Origin of the sequence: Bartonella sp. MR63HLJHH (assembly GCF_042194155.1) — a bacterium.
GTDB classification, from domain to species: domain Bacteria; phylum Pseudomonadota; class Alphaproteobacteria; order Rhizobiales; family Rhizobiaceae; genus Bartonella; species Bartonella grahamii.
This window is the reverse complement of record NZ_JBHIMN010000031.1, coordinates 1-1,566: the sequence shown is the minus strand read 5'-3', so window position 1 is coordinate 1,566 and position 1,566 is coordinate 1. Positions and strand designations below refer to the sequence as shown.

3 protein-coding genes and 1 pseudogene are annotated in these 1,566 nt (G+C 38.8%); 2 read left to right on the top strand and 2 right to left on the bottom strand.

Features of this window, described 5'->3' with window-relative positions:
- Window positions 1-285: pseudogene (locus ACFIKQ_RS08945) on the top strand (late control protein); the annotation flags it as partial.
- A 90-nt stretch (window positions 286-375) separates the two neighbouring features.
- Here ACFIKQ_RS08945 and ACFIKQ_RS08940 read toward each other — a convergent pair.
- Window positions 376-696 (bottom strand): addiction module antidote protein, encoded by a 321-nt coding sequence (locus ACFIKQ_RS08940; protein WP_375620577.1) that lies wholly within the window; start codon window positions 694-696, stop codon window positions 376-378.
- A complete protein-coding gene (locus tag ACFIKQ_RS08935) occupies window positions 683-985 on the bottom strand; it encodes a type II toxin-antitoxin system RelE/ParE family toxin (protein WP_006589072.1) in 303 nt (100 codons plus the stop codon). Before ACFIKQ_RS08935 ends, ACFIKQ_RS08940 begins: the two co-directional genes overlap by 14 nt.
- Window positions 986-1,144: 159 nt before the next feature.
- Here ACFIKQ_RS08935 and ACFIKQ_RS08930 point away from each other — a divergent pair.
- On the top strand, window positions 1,145-1,566 hold a 422-nt coding region (locus ACFIKQ_RS08930), incomplete at its 3' end, for a lysozyme (protein WP_375656303.1).

Sequence of the window (1,566 nt, the reverse complement as noted above, 5' to 3'; positions counted from 1 at the left end):
GGCGATCCCTTTGTGCAAGCAGAAGCAAAGCTTGTTCAAGAGCCCCCTTTCCGCCCCTATATTCCAGCAGAATGGCGTATCAAGAGCGTTAAGCACAAACTTGATAAAACGGGCGGTTACACCACAAAAATAGAGTGCGAACTTTTTGACGAATCACAAGAAGATGCGGCTGGAAACGTTGCAAACACAACACCAGACAAGGATGATACCCTTGATCCAAACGCCCCACCAAACGCATGTGACGAAGGAGAAGGCGTCATCCATATGGATGAAGAGGATACATGATAGGTTATAAACCAGATGTAGAGCCCCTCATTAAAAAGATTGCTTAAGTAAAACACATCTCCCCTCCCCGTTCTTAAAATGGGGAGGTGGTTAAGATGCTTCTTCTAAAGCTGTCTGCTCCTTACAATTCTTTTGAATAGGTGTCAAACTCATTTGCAAATCTAAAGCATTCAAAACACTAAGAAAAGTAGAAAGTCGTGGATCACCTTTATCGCTTAAAGAACGATAAAGAGACTCGCGATTTAGTCCTGTCTCTTGAGAAACAGTTGTCATTCCTTGTTTACGCGCAATAATACCTAATACATGTGCAATATAGCCACTATTTTTGGTTTCTAAAGCATCATCTAATAAGATCTTAAAGTCTTCAGGCGTATTAAAATATTCACTTACATCAAATTTAGTAATTTCCATGTTTCATTTCCTTTACTAATTGAAGGGCTTTTTCGATATCTTTTTGTTGTGTGGATTTATCACCAGCATTTAATAACAAAATGATTTGTTTCCCTTGTTTTACAAAATAAATCCTATAGCCTGGTCCATAATTTATTTTTAGTTCACCAATGCCACGGAAATATTTCACGTCTCCTAGAAGCCCATATTCAAGGCGGAAAATACGTGCAGCAATTTTCTTTTGCACTTGTTTGTCTTTTAACGAGTCTAACCACTCTGTAAAATAGTGTGTTTTTTTAACAATAAACATTTGTAGTTTATATGCTACACAATAGATAATGTCAAATACATTCTTTTGTTCCAATGAACAAGCTACATAGGTTTTAACAAGCCATCCTTTCAAATGGGAAAAATATCAATTTTTTAATCCAGCTCTGCTTTTTGCGGAGCTTTTTTTATGGAGAATCATATGCGAAAAATATCATTAGAGGGACTTGCACTTATCAAACAATGGGAAGGTTTGCGTTTGAACGCCTATAAAGATGCCATTGGGGTGTGGACAATCGGTTATGGACATACAAACAATGCTGGAAAGCCTTTTGTTTATGAAGGCATGACCATCACGGAAAAGCAAGCAGAAGAACTTCTTTGCCAAGACTTAAGACAATTTGAAAATGTCGTTGAACGCGCTGTTACAGTTTCATTAACAGATGAACAATTCGCGGCGTTAGTGTCATTTTGCTATAATGTAGGAACAACAGCCTTTTGTAACTCGACACTGTTAAAAAAGCTCAATCAAGGTGAATATGAAGCCGTCCCTGCCGAGCTACAGAAATGGACCAAAGCAGGCGGGAAGCGTCTTGAAGGTCTAGCACACCGGCGCGCAGCAGA